The sequence below is a fragment of the Allobosea sp. P4_E12 genome, from assembly GCF_056401655.1.
In genome coordinates this window covers 1-17,901 of sequence record NZ_JBFUIY010000052.1, presented here as the reverse complement: position 1 = coordinate 17,901, position 17,901 = coordinate 1, and the positions used below count along the sequence as shown (strand labels likewise).

The following is a 17,901-nucleotide window of genomic DNA, read 5'->3' as shown; positions in this document are numbered from 1 at the left end:
GGAGCCCACAAGAGTGTTCATTTGGGTGGCTCGCATCAATCCGGTGAATCGATGATAGCCAATCGATTCAAGCTTTGCGTTGGACGTCGTCCTGCCGCGAGGATGGAGTGGCGGCATGGAACACGTGCTCGAACCACCTCCTTACAAGTTGCAAATGCTGGTCCTCGAACGGCGGGACCAGGCGCGCAACATGGCGCGCTTTTATGTGCTGGCCGTCGAACCGACTTTGTTTGACGAGTTCGCGCTCGTGCGCGAGTGGGGGCGGTGGGGCAATGTCGGCCGGCGACGGTTGGATCTGTACGGGGATCTCGACCAAGCGGCTGAGGCGCTGGAGGCTTGGTTGCTTAGAAAGACCAAGCGCGGCTATCGCATTGTCGGCACCGCGATAGGAGGAAATGAGCCTGAGTTGGGTCAGGGGAGGGCATTTTAGTTGCCGGGCGGCGACGGCCGCGTGGGGGCTACCGCCATTGTTCCCCTGCAGGAAGCAGCCTTTCAGAAGGAGGCGGTCGCTATGCACCCACCTGAAAGTACGGAAGCCTCAATGGCTCGCATCAACGGAGTTCTGCTTCGGAGTGCAGGGTTGTCGCTATCGCAGCAACTTTACTTCTGGCGCTGCATCGTTGAGCTCTTGCCGCGTTTGTCCGGTGAGGGGTGCTCGACAGGCGCCTCGCGCCCGGGTGCAAGTGCGCCAGCGTGTGTGAAGTCCGCATCACGACTATTTTGTGGGGGTTATGAGCAAGACCTTGGCAACAGTTCTGACCACGGTAAATGCGCTCTACAGCGAACAGCTTGACGGCGCAGCGCTCGCTTGTTGCCTTTCGGATATCGCAGAGGCGAAGCAGCATCCTGGTCAAGTTAGCGTTTTTCTCGGTGAGGTTCCCCTCGCGCTGCAGCTCGAATTTGCTGCCGCGCACCACATTTCGCTCGAAGGGCTGAAGGCCTTGGCCGCGCACTTCGCTGCCTGGTCCGGCGAGAGCTATCAGCTCGCAGCATAATGGCCGAGATTCACAGCCGCCGCCCTTCCGACTGGCGGCGGCTTCTTGCAGTCGCATTCGATTTGATTCGTCAGCTCCGCGCGAACGTGGCGCGGATGGATGCTGTCAATTTCGAAGTGCAAGGCCTCATCCACCAGGCTTGGGGCGGTTGTGATGTTGACTGCAGTAAAAAACGAAGAATAAGGYCGCGATTTCAATGGCCTGTTTCAAATAAGGAGTGCGCGGATTGGCTCGTATAAACCCCTTCGCGAACCTGCTCACCGATGACGTTCCCGAGCAGGAGCAGCCGGCGCTCGATTATGCGGTTAAGGGCGCGTCCAAGTCGTTCCTAAGCTCGCTCAATGAGACGCTGCCCGGGCCGATAAGCTGATGGAAGGCGAGCCGATCGTTGAGCTCGATCTCGGCAGCGTCGACCCCTCATTCGTCAAAGACCGCATCGATGAGAACGAGCAGGAGTTTAACCATCCTGGAGCGTGGGCAGGACTCGGCGATCGGCCGATGCTGGTTTCCCTGACGGCAGCCGCAAGCGCGAGAAGCAACGTTCCTAGTCGCGCGCGCTCCCGAGGTCTCCCATCACCTGCGTGAATCAGTGGCGCCGGACCGATTCAACCTTTGCGTTGGACCGAAACCCGACCTGGGCGCGAAATGCGCAGATGGACCGCACCATTGTGACGACCTCGCCCCGCCTGCAAATGCTGGTGTTGGATCGGACCGATCCGCAGCAGAACATGGCGCGGTTCTATGTGCTCTCGGTCGAGCCAACGCTTTTCGGAGATGCTGCCCTCATCCGCGAATGGGGGCGATGGGGCCGTTCCGGCCAGCGGCGGTTGCATCTGTACAGAGGTCTCGATGAAGCCGCTGAGGCGTTGGAGCATTGGCTGCTCCGGAAGACCAGGCGTGGCTATCGCATCGTCAGGACCGAGGCTGGTGACAATGAGCCTGAACCGGATGGGGGGCGGGGCTCCTAGTTGCCGGGTGGTAACAGCTGCGCGCCGGCTGCCGTGGAGAGGCAATGGCATTGTACCCGGCGTCCGCCTGCAGGAAGCTGCCTTCGATAGGGAGGCCATCGGTATGCGTACGCCTGAAACCGCGGAAGCCTCAATGGCTGGCATTGACACGGTTCGGCTTCGGAGCGCCGTAGTCGTCGCGATTGGTTCAGCTTTGCTTTTGCTATTGCTTCGTTGATTCCTTGAGGTCCGTTTGCCCGGTGATGTCAGCATTTTCTCGGGGACGCTTTCCTCGCGCAGCAGTTCGAATGTGCGACAGCGCACGACATTCCGGTCGAACGGCTGGAGGCCATGGCGGCGCACTTCGCGGCTTGGTCCGGTGAGAGCGATCAGCTCGGAAGGGTAATGGCCGAGATCTACAGCCACCACCGGGCCGGATGGCGGCGGCGCTTTGTGTGGTCGCATTGGATTTGAATCGACAGATACGAGCCAAGCCTGGCGATGGCTGATCGGGGGCGGACCTGTCAGGAGCGCACGCTCGGCCTCGCATAGGGCCTGAGGTTGAAATTGGGCGATGAATGCCATATATTCTGCCAGATGGATGTGCGACTGGATGTGACATAGGGGAGTGGAATGGCTCAAGCTGTGAAGGCTCGGCTGCAGAGCGAATCCCTGGTCCTGTCCTATATGGACCGGGCGGGCAGGATTGCGATTACTCAGCTGGCGGACGGCTTCGGAATGTCCAAGACCCAGCTCGCCGAAACCGCGGGTCTCGCTCGCGAGACGCTTTACCGAGCCGAGCGGAGCGGTGCGCAACGGACCCAGGGCCGGCTCCGCGAAATGCTCGAAATCATCAGCCGCGTCTCGGAATGGGCGGGTGGCAAAGAGCAGGCGATGGCCTGGTATCGGGCTCAGCCCCTGCCGGCCTTCGGCGGACGAACCGCCGAGGCACTGGTCAAGGAGGGCAAGGCTGCGGCCGTTCGGGACTATCTCGACCACATGGCGCTCGGCGGCTTTGCGTGAGGTTTGTCGGCACCTGCTACCGGGCACATGATCCGCGCTGGGCTTTCAAGCCGCTGTCGGGGGATGGTGCGGCGATCAGGGGCGCCCGCTTCAACCCAAAGGGGGTCCCTGCGCTGTATCTCGGCTTGAGCATCATGACCGCGATCAAGGAGGCCAACCAGGGTTTTGCGCATCGCATCGACCCCTGTGTGTTGTGTTCCTATGAGATCGATTGTGAGGATATCGCTGACCTGACGACGGAGCAGGGCAGGAGAGAGCATGCGGTCGAGCGCGATGAGTTGGCCTGTGCCTGGGCAGGAGCTCTTGCCGAGGGCGACCGGCCGGCTTCGTGGTCGGTCCATGATCGGCTCAAAGCACGGGGGATCGCGGCTCTGCGTGTGCCAAGCTTCGCACCAGGCGCCGAAGCGGATGATCTCAACCTCGTGCTCTGGCGCTGGGGACGGGATCTGCCGCACAAGGTGACGGTCTTCGATCCCAGCGGTCGGCTTCCGCAAGATCAGCTGTCGTGGCGCTGACCTCCGATCGGGCTGAAGGGGAGGGGACGTTGGCGGCTATAACCCGGCGGCCTTGGGCAGGTTCACCCTGAACCGATCGCGCCGGCGCTGATCACGGGCGGGGCATGACCGGGTTGGCTGAGCCGCAAGGTGCAGCGTGGCTCCCAAGCTGTTGCGCAGTGAATTGTTGGCTGATTGAGCGATCCGCCCGTTTCGCTTGGCTTGCATTGCCCATAGCATAGCGGTCGGGGATGCGTAGACGAGGGGCGTGGGGTGATGACGAATCGCGTTGAACTCGCTGTCGAAGCGGCAGCGAAGGCTCTTCATGAGACGGTCCGACGTCAGCATCAGCTGCGCTGGGAGCTGATGACGGAACGCTGGCGCGCTGACATGCGGGACTATGTCCGCCCCTGTGTTTTAGCGACGTTGAAAGTCGCAGATACACTCAGCCCTCAGCCCCGTCGGCCGACCGTTCCGAGCAGAATGTCGCTCCGGGCCCGAGGCTAAGCTCTAAAGGCCCGCTGCCTTGGTGAGATTGACCCGGAAGCGATCGCGGCGGCGCTGATAGCGCCGGGTCATTTCGGCACTGGCGTGACCAAGTTGCTTCTGGACATAGCGCTCGTCGACTTCGGCCGAGGACGCGAGTCCGGCCCGGAGCGAGTGACCGGAAAACTTCTCGGCCCGTTGCCCTTCAGGAAGGTCGCCGCGCACGCCGGCAGCCAGGGCCGCGCGCTTGACGAGACGCGCCACCTCCTGATCAAGCAGGCGCTCAGGACCGACGTCCTGGCCCTGGCCGGTCACGCGGCGAAACAGCGGCCCGTGTGCGATCCTGGCGAACCTGAGCCAGGTTTGCAGCGCGGCGATGGGGCAGGTCGTGTCCGACGAGCCGCGGCCGATCTCAACCTCGCGCCAGCCGTTCTTGCTACGCAACGTCACGACCATGCCCTTGTCGAGGATCTCGACCCAGCCCCGGCCGTCCTCGCTGTGGTCCGGACCAACATCGAGGCCGACGATCTCCGAGCGCCGGAGACCTCCGGCGAAGCCAAGCAGCAGCATGGCGCGGTCGCGCAGGCCACGCAGGCTACCGCGATCGAGCGTCTCCAGCATTGCAATCACGTCTTCCGGCAGCACTGCCTCTTTCTGGACTGGCGGACGACCGTGGGTGTTTCGGATCCCGGCGAGCACGGTCGCAATATGGCGATCCTGCCGGTCGAGCGGCTGACCGCGCTGAGCGTAGGTCCAGGCCAATGCAGAGAGGCGCCGTTCGATCGTGCTCACGGATAACGGCCGCCGATCACCACTGGCAGTCCCCGAGGCGAGGGCGGTGATGTAGAGCCCAACAACCTGGGTGTCCGGCTTCACAGTTGGAATGCCCTGGCGACGGCACCAGCCAGCAAATTGCTTCCAGTCCGAGGCATAGGCGCGACGTGTATTGGGCGAGCTGGCCGCTTCGACATAGCGGCGGGCCCGACCGGCAAGATCCTCGAGCTGCGGTGAGAGGACACTTTGCGCAGCGACATCGGGCGCCATGGGAGGTGAGGGGGTGATTGTTCCGGATGACCCCGTCTCGCTGCTCATGACCGCGCCCCCATCAACGGACGTCCCAGGGATTGACGACCGAGGCGCCCATCGTCTCGAACTGGTCTGACCGGCGGCTGACCACGATCATGTCATGCACGATCGCCGTCGCCGCAAGTAGCGCGTCCGCTACGGCATCGGGGGCAGGGGAGGAGATCCGGCCCCACGCGGCCGCGACGCGATCGCAGACCGGCAGGATTCGATCGTGATGGTCATGCCGGAGCTTGCGCAGCCATTCGCTGAGCTGGGCCGCTTGGTCGGGTTTGCGCGGCCGGTGTGCGGCGATGGCCCGGCCGAGCTCACCAAGCGTGATCACGCTCAGATAGACGCCCAAGGGGTAGATGGCGCGCAGCCAAGCGACCGCCGGAGGTGATCCCGTGCGAACCTCGGCAACGAAATCGGTGCTGAGAAGGTACATCAGATGGCCTCGCGACTGGCCGTCCCGTGCGCGGGTGTCAGCGCTCGCGCAAGCGCTTCGTCCCAGAGCGGCGGGGCCACCAAATCATCGACGAGTGTCGGCCGTGCCGCACGCAGCGCCTCATAGGCTTGTGTGGAGAGGACGACCGCCGCCGCTTCGCCCCGCAGCGTCACGACCTGCGGGCCTTCGCTGCGCGCGCGCTGGACCACCTTCGAAAAGTGGTTCTTGGCATCCTGCAACGGCCACTCCATCGCGCGAATCTCCTAGCTAGACAGGCTAGCTTGATAGGCCCGTCGTTAACCATGTGCAATGTGATCGCCGACCGGACGACCGGAGCGGACGCTCGTTGGTTCCGGCTCGGAGGTTGCCCGGGCGTTCCCGCGGCCAGAGTCAGCATTGTCGGATGATGGCAGGAATGAATGATAATGCAACATTATCGTTCATTATCACGAAACGACAGGCGCGGCGCTTATCCGGGATATGCATAGCATTAAGCGCCGCTTCTCGCTATGCTGCTCGCATGCTTCGCCGCGCCGCGCCCCTGACTTTGTCACCCTCGTCCGTCCGGCCGGTCCCCGGCTGGGTGCGGACAAAACCGCAATCCGATCAGGCGCTTGATGCGGCCTTTCAGGCCGGCGCTAGCCTGGCTGTGCTCGATGCCGTCGCCCGCGACACGCCGCCCTGGAGCGGGGTGTTTCGGCAGCGCCTGGCGCTGCAGGCCGCGGCCGCCAGCCTGCGCCTGCTCGGCCGCCGCGAGGATCAAAACCAGTTGCGCGACGTGCAACTGCTGCGCCGACCTGGTGACGACCCTGGTCCGGCCGGGCGTGTCCTGCTCGCCTGGCGGCAACTCGTTGCCCGCTCGCCGGATTGTTCGCCGGAGGCGATCGTGCGAGCCGCCGCCGGCTTTGGTTTGGCCCTGAGCGCTGCAGAGCTCGCGGGGCTCGCCGAGCTGGCCTCTGACGCGGCCGATTCGGCGCGGGCGGCGATCGTCGCCGTGGCCGAACTGAGCGAGCGCGTCGTCAGGGTGCGCCCGGATGCCGAGGTCTTGGCGCTCTGGCTGGCTGACGCCGTGCTCGCTCAAAAGTTCAAATGGGTTTTGCCGGTGCCGCTCCTGGCGACGACGATCCTCGATCCGGCCGCCCGGGTCGGCGCGACCGGAAAACGTCCGCGCCCGGGCGGGGAGGGCTGGCAGACGTCCGTGGCTCTGGCCTATGCGCAAGCGGCGGGTCGCGCGATCGACCTGGCCGGGGAGCTGGCGCGCCGGGCGGATGTTCTCGCCGCGGCGGCGCCAAGACTGCGGGCGAAAGGCTCGGGTGCGGTGATCGCAGCCTTGCTCAGCGACGATGCATTGGCGGGCTCGGCCGAGATCGGCGGCATCTCGGATCGCGGCCTGCGCCGTCTGTTCGACCGGCTCGTCTCGCTCGGCGCTGTCCGCGAGTTGTCGGGCCGGCCGACCTTTCGCCTCTACGGGCTCTGAGCCATGGCGCGTCGCCCCAAACCAGAGAGTGCGCTCGACACCGAACTGGCCGAGCTGCCGCCCGAATTGCGCTGGCGCGAATGGATGGGCCGGGTCGAGGCGGTGATCTTTGCCGCCCCCGAGCCGGTCTCGCGCGAGGTGCTGGCGCAGCTGGTTGGTCGCGACTGCGCGATCGATCTGATCATTGCCGACATCCGCGAGGAGCTGCGCGGCCGCCCCTATGACCTGGTCTCTGTCGCCGGGGGCTGGCAGCACCGGACGCGCGGCGCCTTTGCCCCGGCGATCCGGGCAGTGTCGGGAGCGCCACAAGCGGCCGCCGGCCTGTCACAGAGCGAGATGCTGTTCCTGTCCGGGATCGCCTATCTGCAGCCGATCACCCGCAGCGAGCTCGGCAAGGTCTTTGGCAAGGAGATGAGCCGCGACAGCGTCGCGGCGCTGAAACGCGCCGGCGTGATCACGGCCGGACCGCGCAGCCCGGAGCCGGGGGCGCCCTATACCTATGTGACGACGGACATGTTCCTGTCGGTGTTCGGTCTCGCCAGCCTGCGCGACCTGCCTGACCTGGAAAAGCTCGAGGATGCCGGCCTGCTGACGAAGGACACGCTCCTGGCTGAGGCGATTCCGACGGGTGGCGGCGACGAGGGGGAGGGCGAGGCGGAACGCGACGACCTCCCCTTTGATGACCCGGACCCGGCGGGTGGAACTGAGCCGCGGCTCTGAACTGGGACCGTTCGCCTACCGGCTGCAACGCCCCAAGCCACGTTCACACCGCGCGAAGGTTATCCGCCGATAGTGGATAGAATCTAACGTTAGGTGCCAAGCCACGATCGTCCAAGGTCACTCCCCGCCCCGCTAGACCGAGCGGGGAGTGTGCTATCTCAAGCAACGGTGTCAGCGAGGTCCTTGGCGACTTTGAATTTCACGACCGTCTTGGCCGGAACATCGATCATCGCCCCAGTCGAGGGGTTGCGGGCTTGACGGGCATCGCGTTTCGCCGCGGAGAGCTTGCCGACTCCGCCTAGAGTGACATCGTCACCTTCGTTGAGCGTCTTCGATACGACAGCGGCCAGAGAGGTGAGGATCGCTCCGACATCAGCCTTCGACTTATTGGTCTCTTCGGCAATGGCTGCAATGAGTTCGTTCTTGGTCATCGGAAATCCATCTAAGTTCGGGAAACCCGACATAGTCCAGCGATACCGATATGCAAGGTCCGTCGATATCGCAGGAGGGAGGCCAGCCCCTGGTGACGTGTGTCGGTGGCTCTAAACGTTCGCCTTAGCCAATACCTTGTGGTTGCATCATGGACCATACGGGAGCGCGCCTCATTGGGAAGTCCCTGCAAATGCGCATTCGGCGCCTCGACTTCGATCTCGACGTTTTTCATCGAGATCTCGGCAAGCAGCTCCACCAATGGCAGCTCGCCTTCTCCTGGATAGAGCCTGCCAGCGCGCATCTCGGCGTAAATCGGCAGGCGCTGCAAAGCGGGGCGTCACAGAGCCGCCAGGATTACCCTAGGATCCATCGCCGTCGCCCGCTCGGGAGGCACGCCGGCCGCGGTCGTCGCTGCTTTTTCCTAAGTAGGCACGTTGCTGAGCGGGATGGACTCCAGCCCGACCTTGATAGCGAACGCCTCGGCGTACTCTCGGTGGGGTGGCGCCCGTGCGTGGTCGAGGTGCCGTGGTTGGGAACCTAAAGGTATCCAGTGACAAAGCGTCCGCTCATCGCCGATGATATGGAGCGATATCCGCTCCCATTGATCGTCGCGAAGAATCAGACGGTCCAGAACGCCCATGGCTGCGTCCAATAGACAGCCTTGAATCACGCATCAGCGCCCGTGGGAATCCCAAGAGTCCACGGTTCCTAGTTCAAGGGCGGGACGAACCGTTCCCTGAAAGCCGCTGCGTCTTCCGCATCGGGAAAACTCACGCGGATCCGCCGGTGCTCGGGCTCGATGACGATGCGAGCATGATGAGGAATTTCGTGTTCAATCAACCAAAGCCCGATGTCGAACAGGCGTTCGTTTAGCATGAGGGGTTCGAGGGGAAGGTCGATCGACAATGACCCCGTGGTGCCTAGGAGCCCCACAGCGGCGTCGAACTTCTGCATGCCGCCCTCCTGCGCCACAGGATGAACTCCCAAAAGTTTAGCCCTCTCTGCCGACTTGCTCAATCGAGACGCTCAAGCCGTCGGCGCGTTCTTGGCAAGGGCCGATTAAAGTCCGGAGCGCCGTCGTCCCGCTAGACCGGGCCTCGCTCGCCAAGTGCAACCTTGGCTGCCTCGACTGCGGCTCGGGCGACATGGAGTTCCCCGCTTCCGTGCTTGGCGTCCTTCACCGCTCGACGAGCATCCAAGATATCGGCGACACGTTCATGACGGCTGCAGGAATGGCTCATCGCCGATCTGTCCCGGGACCTAGCCGCCTCCCAAGTCAAGAACATCGTCAGCATCGGCCTCCTCCCGAAGCCCCTTGTAGCTGGCGTGCTGCAGCTTCCCGTCATCGGTCGGCGCGGAATTCTACTTCGACCGGGACCACGGGCGTTACCCAGCGGACTCCCGGGCGCTTCAAAGGGGTCAGAACAAGAGCTGCTCAAAATCGTACGCTAAGGTCGAACGGAGCATGAACCTCATGCGACCCGTCGGATTAGTGCTGGCAGCCTGAGCGATCTGAAGCCTTCGGGCATCTGGTGCTCAGAATCCCAAGCGTAGATGCCGGTGAGGTTGATGTGTTCCCAACTGAGCGGCGAGATATGTTTGAGCAGGTCATCCGGGATAGTCCGACGCGCCGTCCGCAGGTGGCTGACAGCGCGGTCCAGATAGACCGTGTTCCAATGGACGATAGCGCTGACGACGAGATTGAGACCGGACGCGCGGAATGCCTGGCTCTCGAATGACCGGTCACGGATTTCTCCGCGCTCGTGGAAAAACACCGCGCGTTTGAGCTTGTGCGCTGCCTCGCCCTTGTTGAGGCCGGCTTGGCACCGCCGGCGCAAGGACGGGCTCGAATACCATTCGATCATGAACAATGATCGCTCGATCCGGCCGAGTTCCCGCAGCGCCTTGGCCAGCTGGCTCTCCTTCGGCGACGCCGAGAGCCTCTTCAGAACTGTCGAGGGGACGACTGATCGCGTCGTGATCGACGCTGCCAGATGCAGCAGGTCATCCCAATGGTCGAGGATCAATCCGGTGTTGATCGGTGCGCCGATGTGACCCGTCAGCGCCGAGTAGGCATCACCTTTCTCGAATGTGTGGAATTTTCGATCCTTGAGGTTGCGCAATCGAGGTGCGAAGCGCTTGCCGATCAAGGCGAACAGCCCGAAGACGTGATCGCTGGCGCCACCAGTGTCGGTAAAATGCTCCTGGATGTCGAGAATTGTCTCCTGGTCGAATAGGCCATCAAGAACATGGGCCGCTTCGCTCTCCGTCGGGCTGATGGGCAGGATGCTGAAGTAGCCGTACTGATCCGACAGGTGGCTGTAGAACTTTGATCCCGGCTCGCTGCCATAGTGCAGATTGACGTCGCCGCGTTTTGCAGCTCGATCACTCGCACGGAAGAACTGTCCGTCGGATGACGCGGTCGTTCCGTTGCCCCAGAGGCGGGAGTGCGGGTGACCGGTATGTGCGTCCGTGATGCAGGCCTGAGCGGCGCGATAGGTTTCTGATCGGGCATGGAAGGCGCGCATCCAGCCAATCTGATGGGCGCTGATGCCCTTGGATGCGCCGGCCATCCGCTTCGGACCGAGATTGGTTGCATCGGCCAGGATGCCGGCCAGCATGGCGGAGACATTCCGCGGAGCGTCGCCCGTGCGGACATGGGTGAAGTGATCGGCAAAGCCCGTCCAATCATGGACTTCCCTCAGGAGATCAGGAACATCGACCAGCGGATACATCTCGCTGATCGCGGCGTTCAGTTCTTCGGCTGCCGCTGGAACGTCGCCCACGGTCGGCGTCACGATCAGCGTTTCCGCTTCGAGACGAACACCCTCGAGCTTACGAGCGCGAGCGCGATAGGCCAGGCGCTTCAGATTGAAGTCCAGCACCTGCTTTACTTCGTTCAGCCAGGCGGCGCCGTCAGTGCCCACGCCCAGGCCAAGCCGATCCTCTTCCTTGATCGTGGTGAACGTCGATCGCGGCATGAGGTGCTCGTCGATCGGGCGGAACGAGCGACTGCCCTCTACCCAGATATCGGCCGAGCGAAGGCGCTCGCGCAATACGGCGAGCGTGGCGATCTCATAGAGTCGGCGATCAGGCTTCTGCTGCCCAAAGATCAGTTTCCGATCGGTTGGCCTGAGATGGCTGGTCGGAATACGTTCGGGCAGCGCCCGCCGCCCCTCCAAATGAAGCCTGCGGAGCATCGCAACGGCTGTGAGGAGGGAATCGTGGCGGCGCGCTGAACGGAACGTAAAGGTCGTCAGGAAGGCCGTCGCGTATTTGAGGACGCCACTATACTGCTCGGCCGCCAGGACCAGCGGTGGCGCCTCATTGTCCTCGACCATGGCTGCAAGCTCCGGCTTCATCCGGAGCAGTCGGTGCCAACCGACCTTCTGGTCGAGCACCTCAAGCGCGTCCTGACCCCGATCGTTGGCCGACTGCAGCGCAGTTATCGTATCGAGGAACATGCGCAGCGCCTTGGAGGTGTCTGTCCGGTGGTCCATGTGCCGCCGCTTCTTGCGGCTGTGGGCTTGGGAGAACAGCCGGCCGATCAGCTTGATGAACATCGTCACCGCATCATCGGTCAGCTTCTCGCCGAGTTTGATGACCTGCACGACGATCAGGGCGTGACGACGACCTGCATTGAAGTCGTTGGCCAGCCACGCCGGCGTGGCATTGCCCTCACGGACCATTTGGTCCCACCGCCCGGAAGCCACGCGCGCCCGTAAGCCGGGATCAATTCCGAGCGTGCGCAGGAAGGCAATCCGTTCGGCCAGTCCTACCAGATTTGAAGCTGCCGGCGCTTCCGGCGCCGAGCGCAACCAATGGAAGCGGGTCTGACCGATCGCCGCATCAACCTCGAGCAGCCTGTCGAGTGCCTGCAGCTTCTCCGGTGCCAGACCTTCGATGAGCGCACCTTCGGCGCGGCGGCGAGCGATAGCGCGAGCCCCAAGCCCCATTCGTTCGATGAGCTCCACCGCAGGCAATAGTGCTCCGCGTTCTCGCAGCGCAGCGACAATGGCATTCACAATGGAAGCGCCGCTGTCGGACATCGCGGCCGCCTCAATTGCCGACAACAGCCCCGCGCGACGATCCTGAGCTGTGGCGCTTCTAACGCCGAGATAGATCATCAGGCGGGCAATGTGATCGCGCCGGGTCTCTTCCCGGTGGGCATAGGTTGTGAACGCAGTGGGATCGGCACCGATCTGGTCAGCGACGTATTTCAGCATCGCACGGGGCGGAATTTCGCCTGCCGCCAGCACCCGACCTGGATGTCGCATCACGCAGAGCTGTACGGCGAAGCCGAGCCTATTGTGCTCGCGTCTGCGCAGGTCAATCTCGTGTCGATCCGCCGCCGACAATGAATAGTGTCGGATCAGGCTGTCCTCATCGGCAGGAATGTCGAAAAGCTCCCGTCGATCCTGAGCTTTGAGAATCTTGCGCCTGGCCACTACTCAACCCCGCACACAGCACCAACTACTGTTGAATGTTGCCGAGCTGACGGGATGTGGAAACTCCAGCGATCCTGCTGCTACGGTTATCCACTGGGATCAGAGGCCCTGCCGCGGAAGTCGCGAGACACAAGGAGACTTGGTTCACGCTTCGTTCGGCCTTAGCGTACGATTTTGAGCAGCTCTTGTTCTGACCCCGAATTGGCATCGGAGCCGCCAGGACAAGAGTTTTGATCCGACGCCGGTGTTGAAGCTATTCCTGCCATGGGCGCCGGTTACGTGGCTCGTCTCTGAAATGAACCCGCGCGATCGAGACAGCCTATTTGGGCTCGCAATTTTTTCGGATGAGGCGGAGCTCGGCGACTTCAGTCTGGCCGAGATTGCTGCGCTGGAAGGTCCAGCAGATCTCCGCGTCGAGATCGATCAGCACTGGCGGGCTCAGAAGACGCTAAACCAGTACTTGGCCGAGCACTCAGCCTAGCTGCCGGCGATTTGCAGCTTCAAACTAGTCCTGGCCGGTCGGAGGGCGGTGGCCCGACCGATCGCACCGCGCTTGCTTAACGTACGTAATTGAGTACAATAGCGAGATGCGAACAACGTCCTACACCGACCTGCGAAAGAACCTAGCCACCATGCTCGACAGGGTGACGGAGGATCATGCGCCAATGCTCATCACCAGGGACAAGGGAAAACCTGCGGCGGTGCTGATGTCGCTCGAAGATTACGCCTCTTATGAGGAAACGCGCTATCTCCTCCGGAATCCGCGCAATGCCGACCGGTTGCTCAAGGCCGTAAAGGAGCTCGATGAAGGCAAGGGAACCGAGCGCGTCCTTGCCGAATGAAGCTCGTTTTCCACGAACAGGCCTGGGAGGATTACCTGCATTGGCAGGCGACCGATCCCAAGCTCCTGGTCCGGCTCAACGGGCTCATCAAAGAATGCATGCGCACGCCATTTAATGGCACCGGCAAGCCGGAGCCGTTGCGCGGTCCGCTGTCGGGCTGGTGGTCGCGACGGATCACACAGGAGCACCGCTTGGTCTATCGGCCGAGTGAGGGCGGTCTAATGATCGCGCAGTGCCGATATCACTACTGATGGCGCGTCCGCGAGGGCAGGTAGACGGGCCCGTGATACCTAAGAATGTATAAAGTGGAACGATACGCGCCTGAGAGTTAGGGGTCATCTGGCAGTGATCGACAAGAAGTCCATCCACCGGCTGTCTAAGCAGTTTGGCGCGCCTCAGAGCGAATTGGTCAAACTGATCGACGATATTACTAAAATAGTTGTTGAAATGCGGGGCTCCAAAAAAGAAGCCATAAACTGGTTCAAGAACCAACCTATTCCGGGGTACTCAGGGAAAACAGCGTACGATCTCGTTTGCGGGGGTGAAGCAAATCTCGTTCTAGAATATTTAGAGGCGGTGCGTGCAGGGGTATATGCATAAACCTGCTGATGGAGTGAATTACCCTTACAGAGATCATTCAATCATCGCGGCCTCCGTCAAAAGATTGGGCGATTTCAGACGATCGTAGTGCCTCTTTTACGCCGACTGTCGCGGCGCGTTGTAAAAACTCGGCCCGTTCAAGACCCTCAAATTTGGCAGACCGATCAATGCGAGTGAGATCCTCTGCGGAGAATCGTAGCTCGATTGTCACGGGTATGCGTTCGGTGGCGGGATCTTCCAAGCAATCACCATGAGAGAAGAGCGCAGTGAGAATCTGGATTCTATCCGATTTGCATCTTGAAGGGTTCCCATTTCCTTCGGCATTCGCTCCTCCCCGTCCGGCGTTCGATGTCCTGGTGTCGGCCGGCGATATTTGGCAGGGGAATATCCCGGCCGGATTCCAATTCCTGCGCCACCTGGCCGGAGACAGGCCCGTCATTGCAACGCTCGGCAATCACGAGCATTGGCGAGGCGAACCGAGTGCGACGATCGCCGCCGCTCGGCGCGCTGCCGAAGCCAATGACATCTCACTGCTCGAGGGCGACGCAACCAACCTCCAGGGCGTGCAGTTTCTCGGCGCTACGCTCTGGTCCGATTACAGTCTGGCAGGAGCCATCGATGCTACAATGCCGACTGGTGAGGACATTCGGTTTCGCGACGGAACGGGGGAGCGTCCCTTTCGCGTTCAGGATGCTCAGCAGCTGCATCACTCAAGTCGCGAGTGCTTGCGACATCTCATAGACCAGGAGACCTCTTTCCCTCGCGTGGTTGTAACTCATCACGCTCCGCACCCTGCCTGCGTAGCGCCGGCCGACACCGGAAAATGGATCGCCGGAAACTGTGCGTCTGACCTATCCGAGCTGACGGATTCTGGCTGCGCCGAGATGTGGGTGCACGGCCATGTTCATCACAGCATCGACATGCGCCGGCCAGGCGGAACACGGATCCTCTGCAATCCAGCCGGAGCCTTGTTCTCCAATTCGGCGTTTGACGAGAGCCTGGTGGTCGAGGTCGCCAACTAAGCCGGGTCGGTTCGAACTTTGACGTCCGCAAATCAGCTATTCTGTCTCCTCTGAGTGGCAAGCTGGGAGCACATTGATGGAAAGGTCACCTGAGGAACGAGCTCGCGTAAGCGCGCCGGCACTCCGCACGTTCTTGAACATCGCGGACCGCTGGGAATTGTCCTCGGCCGACCGGCTCGCGATTCTGCAGTGCGACGCGGCTCAGTTTCACGACTGGTCGACCATCGCGCGCACACACGGATCACTCGTCCTTGAAACTGCTGTCCTGATGCGGATCTCTGCGCTTCTGGGTCTCTATGCGGATCTGCAGCATCTTTTCGCATCACCGGATCAACAAAGGGATTGGCTGTTTGATGACCATAAGACGGCGCCATTCAACGGGCGGACAGCCCTGGATCTTCTAAGCGGCACACTCGACGACCAGCTTGCTGTGCGGAGCTACGTCGCAGCGATTAGATGGGGTGCGGGGATCGCGCCAAACGCGGTCGACGAGAACTTCACGCCATACACAGAGGCAAATCTGATCTGGCAGGACGCTACGCCGCAGATCCAGGCTGTCTGCTTCGATGGGTTCGGGACACTTGTGGAAATTGAAGACAAGCGCTGGCCGTTCAGAGCACTCATCGGCAGTGCCACTTCATCGAAGGCGGCAACCCAAGCGCTGACAACTCCGATGAGCCTGCGCGATCTTGCCCAGGATCTTGCGACGATCACAGACGATGCGCGGCTTGCCGAGTTGGAGGCTGACTTGTTGGCGGAAACCGCCTCGACACGGCTACGACCGGGAATCGATGCCATTTGGAACACCTTGGGGCAGCTCGGATTGAAAATTGGCGTCTGCTCCAATCTCGCTGCACCATACGCGAACGCTTTGCTCGATTGCCTGCCTGGTGCGCCGGATACGGTCGTTCTGTCGTTTGAGGTCGGCCTGATGAAACCTCAAGCCGAGATTTATCGGCTCGTTTGCCAGCGGCTCAATTTGGAGCCGCATCAGGTTCTTTTCGTCGGGGACAGCATCGAGGCAGACGTAATAGGCCCGCGGAAGGCTGGATTGTTCGCAATGCACATTGACGAATTCGAATCCGGACTTGCTCAGGGAACGGCGCCCGGGGCTCCGAAACCTGTCAACGAGCTCCTTGAACGCGCCGCGGTTGCGCCGAGCCATGTTTGAATGCGCGTGCACGTGCGTGCTTTATGACGCGATCTAACGCGTCATAAAGCGTTCGAACGCGTGTAGGCGCTACAGGAAAGCTTTCAGATTGCGTCATAACGCGTTCGAGCGCGTGTGGACGCTACAGGAAAGCTTTCAGACTGCGTCATAAAGCGTTCGAACGCGTGTGGACGCCGCAGGCTGCAGCTTGCTGGGTCCAAGCGCATCGCGTAGCGCTCCTCGGCGTCAGGCGGCTGAAGCGAGGCGCATTCCGCCAACAATGCCAGATAGATGAGGAAGGGCAGGATGCGCCTTTTGGTGATTTCCGATATGCATCTCGAATTCGGTCCGTTCCTGTTCGCCAAACCGATGCCGGAGTTTGATGTCGCGGTCTTCGCCGGCGATGTGCACAAGCCGATCAGTGCTGCGCTCGAGTGGATGGTGGAGCAGCGGGAAGCCGGGCCGCTCCGTGACCGCGAAATCGTCTACGTCGCTGGCAACCACGAGTTCTACAAGAGCGAGATGAAGGGCAGCCTGGCCGCTGGAAGCGACCTCGCTGACAAGGTCGGCATCCATCTACTGCATCGCCGCACCGTTATGATCGGGCAGGTCCGCTTCATCGGCTGTACGCTTTGGACGGACTACCGCCTTCTCGGGACGCCCAAGCCGTCGATGGTCTTTGCCGGGCAGGAGCTGAACGATCACCGCCTTATCCGCTACCGGGAGGAAAGCGGTCACTACAGCCGCTTTATGCCGTGGCATGCAGCGGCTGAGCATCGGCTCGATCTGGCGTTCATCCGTAGCGAGCTAGGGAAGCCGCACGATGGTCCTACGGTAGTGGTCACGCACCACGCGCCACACCCGCAATCGGTTCAACCGAGGCACCAGGGGAGCGAATTGTCGCCGGCCTTCGTATCGGACCTCGGCGCCCTGATCGAGGAATACCAGCCTGAGCTCTGGATCCACGGCCATGATCATGGGTCACATGACTACAAGGTCGGTCGGACGCGCATCCTGGCCAATCAAGCTGGCTACCCCAACCGCAATGGCGATCGCGAGAATCCATGGTTTGATCCCGGCTGCGTCGTCGAGGTTTGATCAATCCAAGGGCTATGGGCGCTCGTGCTGACAGTGCCTGTCGCCGCGACGTGACGATCTGGAGCGCCATCCGGTCGCCGAAGCCGGTCCGGCCCAGCGTGACATGGAAGAAGAAGCGCAGCGCCGTGCAGGCCTGGTTCATCCGCGAATAGCTCGCACCGAGCGAAGCCAGGTGAAGCTGATAGCGCCGCAGATCTTCCGGTTCGGCCCGGTCGGGCGAGACGCCCAGAAAGGCCGTGAACGCGCGGACCTGCCGAACATAGTCGCGCTGCGTGTGCTCACCGAACTGGCGGATGGTCATGTCCTCGATCATCCGCTGGCGCAGCGGGTTGACGGTGACGGGATCGGTCATGGAGGCCTCCAAGGATCAGGGAAACGACCCCGAAATCCTCGGATGCAGCGCCTCACAGGCGAAATCTCCGCGATAACCGCGCCGCAGCGCCCTGCCGCGAGAGCGGCTTAGAAGCTATGGGCGGCGCAACGAGGCCGGTACCATCGTTGCCGCAATCAGCGATGGAGCACCTTTATGGCACACAGCATCGATGCGAGCAGATGTTCGATTTCACTTGATCAAGGCGCGACCCTGGTCGCCGTGATCGAGATGGGCCAGGCGAGTTGGTTGGTCGCCGGCCTCGTCCCAGGCGTGGAGCGCCAGCC

At 62.0% G+C, this 17,901-nt stretch carries 21 protein-coding genes and 2 pseudogenes; 15 read left to right on the top strand and 8 right to left on the bottom strand.

Annotation, left to right across the window (positions count from 1 at the left end; genetic code table 11):
* The first annotated feature begins 115 nt into the window (after nucleotides 1-115).
* The 6 genes from AC1DW9_RS33520 to AC1DW9_RS33495 all read left to right on the top strand — a co-directional run bounded on the left by AC1DW9_RS33520 (nucleotide 116) and on the right by AC1DW9_RS33495 (nucleotide 3,480).
* Nucleotides 116-430, top strand: a complete 315-nt coding sequence (locus AC1DW9_RS33520; RefSeq protein WP_441508891.1) for a WGR domain-containing protein — start codon at nucleotides 116-118, stop codon at nucleotides 428-430.
* Between the two features lie 301 nt (nucleotides 431-731).
* Nucleotides 732-995 (top strand): hypothetical protein, encoded by a 264-nt coding sequence (locus AC1DW9_RS33515; RefSeq protein ID WP_476776453.1) that lies wholly within the window; start codon nucleotides 732-734, stop codon nucleotides 993-995.
* A 226-nt stretch (nucleotides 996-1,221) separates the two neighbouring features.
* Nucleotides 1,222-1,365, top strand: coding sequence for a hypothetical protein (locus tag AC1DW9_RS33510; protein ID WP_476776452.1), 144 nt, complete (start codon nucleotides 1,222-1,224; stop codon nucleotides 1,363-1,365).
* Nucleotides 1,366-1,648: 283 nt separating this feature from the next.
* A complete protein-coding gene (locus AC1DW9_RS33505; protein ID WP_441508893.1) occupies nucleotides 1,649-1,963 on the top strand; it encodes a WGR domain-containing protein in 315 nt (104 codons plus the stop codon).
* A 612-nt stretch (nucleotides 1,964-2,575) separates the two neighbouring features.
* Nucleotides 2,576-2,965 (top strand): MbcA/ParS/Xre antitoxin family protein, encoded by a 390-nt coding sequence (locus AC1DW9_RS33500; RefSeq protein ID WP_441508894.1) that lies wholly within the window; start codon nucleotides 2,576-2,578, stop codon nucleotides 2,963-2,965.
* The gene (locus tag AC1DW9_RS33495) at nucleotides 2,962-3,480 is read left to right on the top strand and encodes an RES family NAD+ phosphorylase (RefSeq protein WP_476776451.1); all 519 of its coding nucleotides are present in this window, start codon (nucleotides 2,962-2,964) and stop codon (nucleotides 3,478-3,480) included. The genes AC1DW9_RS33500 and AC1DW9_RS33495 overlap by 4 nt, the downstream gene beginning before the upstream one ends.
* Nucleotides 3,481-3,969: 489 nt before the next feature.
* Here AC1DW9_RS33495 and AC1DW9_RS33490 read toward each other — a convergent pair whose 3' ends face one another.
* From AC1DW9_RS33490 to AC1DW9_RS33480, 3 genes are all read right to left on the bottom strand, one after another.
* Nucleotides 3,970-4,989 carry a tyrosine-type recombinase/integrase gene (locus AC1DW9_RS33490; protein WP_476776467.1) on the bottom strand — a complete coding sequence of 340 codons (1,020 nt, stop codon included), beginning with the start codon at nucleotides 4,987-4,989 and terminating at the stop codon, nucleotides 3,970-3,972.
* Between the two features lie 61 nt (nucleotides 4,990-5,050).
* A complete protein-coding gene (locus AC1DW9_RS33485; protein WP_476776450.1) occupies nucleotides 5,051-5,455 on the bottom strand; it encodes a PIN domain-containing protein in 405 nt (134 codons plus the stop codon).
* Nucleotides 5,455-5,706 (bottom strand): type II toxin-antitoxin system Phd/YefM family antitoxin, encoded by a 252-nt coding sequence (locus tag AC1DW9_RS33480; RefSeq protein ID WP_476776449.1) that lies wholly within the window; start codon nucleotides 5,704-5,706, stop codon nucleotides 5,455-5,457. Before AC1DW9_RS33480 ends, AC1DW9_RS33485 begins: the two co-directional genes overlap by 1 nt.
* 269 nt (nucleotides 5,707-5,975) lie before the next feature.
* On the opposite strand from AC1DW9_RS33480, the gene AC1DW9_RS33475 reads away from it, so the two are divergent.
* Entirely contained in the window at nucleotides 5,976-6,932 is a 957-nt protein-coding gene (locus AC1DW9_RS33475) for a DUF1403 family protein (RefSeq protein ID WP_476776448.1), read from the top strand.
* Nucleotides 6,933-6,935: 3 nt separating this feature from the next.
* A complete protein-coding gene (gene scpB, locus AC1DW9_RS33470; protein ID WP_476855322.1) occupies nucleotides 6,936-7,652 on the top strand; it encodes an SMC-Scp complex subunit ScpB in 717 nt (238 codons plus the stop codon).
* 158 nt (nucleotides 7,653-7,810) lie between these two features.
* Here the strand turns inward: scpB and AC1DW9_RS33465 are convergent, their stop codons facing one another.
* The 4 genes and pseudogenes from AC1DW9_RS33465 to AC1DW9_RS33450 all read right to left on the bottom strand — a co-directional run bounded on the left by AC1DW9_RS33465 (nucleotide 7,811) and on the right by AC1DW9_RS33450 (nucleotide 12,532).
* Nucleotides 7,811-8,083, bottom strand: a complete 273-nt coding sequence (locus AC1DW9_RS33465; RefSeq protein WP_476769639.1) for an HU family DNA-binding protein — start codon at nucleotides 8,081-8,083, stop codon at nucleotides 7,811-7,813.
* A 560-nt stretch (nucleotides 8,084-8,643) separates the two neighbouring features.
* A pseudogene (locus tag AC1DW9_RS33460) lies at nucleotides 8,644-8,724 on the bottom strand (IS5/IS1182 family transposase); the annotation flags it as partial.
* A gap of 68 nt (nucleotides 8,725-8,792) precedes the next feature.
* A complete protein-coding gene (locus AC1DW9_RS33455; protein ID WP_476776446.1) occupies nucleotides 8,793-9,038 on the bottom strand; it encodes a hypothetical protein in 246 nt (81 codons plus the stop codon).
* Between the two features lie 518 nt (nucleotides 9,039-9,556).
* A complete protein-coding gene (locus AC1DW9_RS33450; protein ID WP_476776445.1) occupies nucleotides 9,557-12,532 on the bottom strand; it encodes a Tn3 family transposase in 2,976 nt (991 codons plus the stop codon).
* 244 nt (nucleotides 12,533-12,776) lie between these two features.
* On the opposite strand from AC1DW9_RS33450, the gene AC1DW9_RS33445 reads away from it, so the two are divergent.
* The 7 genes from AC1DW9_RS33445 to AC1DW9_RS33415 all read left to right on the top strand — a co-directional run bounded on the left by AC1DW9_RS33445 (nucleotide 12,777) and on the right by AC1DW9_RS33415 (nucleotide 17,244).
* Nucleotides 12,777-13,013 (top strand): DUF2958 domain-containing protein, encoded by a 237-nt coding sequence (locus AC1DW9_RS33445; RefSeq protein ID WP_476776444.1) that lies wholly within the window; start codon nucleotides 12,777-12,779, stop codon nucleotides 13,011-13,013.
* A gap of 106 nt (nucleotides 13,014-13,119) precedes the next feature.
* Nucleotides 13,120-13,374: a type II toxin-antitoxin system Phd/YefM family antitoxin gene (locus tag AC1DW9_RS33440; RefSeq protein ID WP_089173402.1), complete on the top strand. Its 255-nt coding sequence runs from the start codon at nucleotides 13,120-13,122 to the stop codon at nucleotides 13,372-13,374.
* Nucleotides 13,371-13,625 carry a Txe/YoeB family addiction module toxin gene (locus AC1DW9_RS33435; protein WP_476776442.1) on the top strand — a complete coding sequence of 85 codons (255 nt, stop codon included), beginning with the start codon at nucleotides 13,371-13,373 and terminating at the stop codon, nucleotides 13,623-13,625. The genes AC1DW9_RS33440 and AC1DW9_RS33435 overlap by 4 nt, the downstream gene beginning before the upstream one ends.
* Before the next feature lie 94 nt (nucleotides 13,626-13,719).
* Nucleotides 13,720-13,974: a hypothetical protein gene (locus AC1DW9_RS33430; protein ID WP_476776441.1), complete on the top strand. Its 255-nt coding sequence runs from the start codon at nucleotides 13,720-13,722 to the stop codon at nucleotides 13,972-13,974.
* A 266-nt stretch (nucleotides 13,975-14,240) separates the two neighbouring features.
* The gene (locus AC1DW9_RS33425) at nucleotides 14,241-14,996 is read left to right on the top strand and encodes a metallophosphoesterase (RefSeq protein ID WP_476770977.1); all 756 of its coding nucleotides are present in this window, start codon (nucleotides 14,241-14,243) and stop codon (nucleotides 14,994-14,996) included.
* A gap of 76 nt (nucleotides 14,997-15,072) precedes the next feature.
* A complete protein-coding gene (locus tag AC1DW9_RS33420) occupies nucleotides 15,073-16,167 on the top strand; it encodes an HAD-IA family hydrolase (RefSeq protein ID WP_476776440.1) in 1,095 nt (364 codons plus the stop codon).
* 285 nt (nucleotides 16,168-16,452) lie between these two features.
* A complete protein-coding gene (locus tag AC1DW9_RS33415; RefSeq protein WP_476770979.1) occupies nucleotides 16,453-17,244 on the top strand; it encodes a metallophosphoesterase in 792 nt (263 codons plus the stop codon).
* Nucleotides 17,245-17,344: 100 nt separating this feature from the next.
* Here AC1DW9_RS33415 and AC1DW9_RS33410 read toward each other — a convergent pair.
* Nucleotides 17,345-17,557: pseudogene (locus tag AC1DW9_RS33410) on the bottom strand (phage integrase N-terminal SAM-like domain-containing protein); the annotation flags it as partial.
* Nucleotides 17,558-17,901: the final 344 nt, after the last annotated feature.